Genomic DNA, 998 nt, shown 5'->3' with positions numbered 1-998 from the left:
AGCTGAGCACCAGAGTCTGCCCGTTGACGGTGGCGGTGCTGAACACGGGGGCCGTGTTGTCGGCTGTGGTGTTGTTCGTCACCGCCTGGCTCGTGAGGTTGGCCGCGTCGTTGCCGGCTGCGTCCTGCAGCACGTCATTGCCGGTCGTGGGCTTGGTGTAGCTGACGCTCAGCGTCTCGATCCTGTCCACGGCACGGCTGAGCGCCAGGGTGACGGTCTTGGCCGCGGCATTCACCGTGATCCTGTCGACGGTGATGGCTACGCCACTGGTGCTGCTCACCGTATAGGCCGCGGCGGGTGCCGTATGGGTTGCATCCAGGCCCAGGACACTTGCGTCGTCGTAGCTGAGCACCAGAGTCTGTCCATTCACCGCGGCGCTGCTGAACACGGGGGCCGTCTCGTCGGCTGTGGTGTTGTTCGTCACCGCCTGGCTCGTGAGGTTGGCTGCGTCGTTGCCGGCAGCGTCCTGGAGCACGTTGTTGCCGGTCGCGGGTTTGGTGTAGTTGACGCTCACCACCTCGTTCCTGTCCACGGCGCGGCTAAGCGCCAGGGTGACGGTCTTGTCCGCGGCGTTCACCGTGACGCCGTTCACGGTGATGGCCAGGCCACTGCTGCTGCTCACCGCAAAGGCCGCAGCGCGGGCCGTATTGGTTGCGTCCAGGCCCAGGATGCTGGCCTCGGTGTAGGTGAGCGTGAGGGAGTTGCCGCTGACCGTGGCGGTGCTGAACACGGGGGCCGTGGTGTCGGCTGAGGATTCGTTGGTCACCGCTTGGTCTGTGAGGTTGGCTGCGTCGTTGCCGGCTGCGTCCTGGAGCACGTTGTTGTCGTCGGCTGCGGGGCGGGTGTAGTTGACGGTCACCACCTCGTTCCTGTCCACGGCGCGGCTAAGTGTCAGGGTGACGGTCTTGGACGTTGCGTTCACCGTGACGTTGTTCACGGTGATGGCTACGCCATTGGCGCTGTTGACCGTAAAGGCCGTGGCGGGTGCCGTATGGGTT

General features: G+C 65.3%; 1 protein-coding gene. It reads right to left on the bottom strand.

Going from position 1 to position 998, the window contains the following annotated elements; all coding sequences use genetic code 11:
* Window positions 1–998 (bottom strand): SwmB domain-containing protein (locus VTU_RS29585; protein WP_010109006.1); only part of this gene is annotated, 998 nt, incomplete at both ends.

This window comes from Verminephrobacter aporrectodeae subsp. tuberculatae At4 (genome assembly GCF_000193225.1).
Taxonomy (GTDB): domain Bacteria; phylum Pseudomonadota; class Gammaproteobacteria; order Burkholderiales; family Burkholderiaceae_C; genus Acidovorax; species Acidovorax aporrectodeae.
The sequence above is the reverse complement of the archived record's forward strand: the minus strand, read 5'-3'. Positions and strand labels throughout refer to the sequence as shown.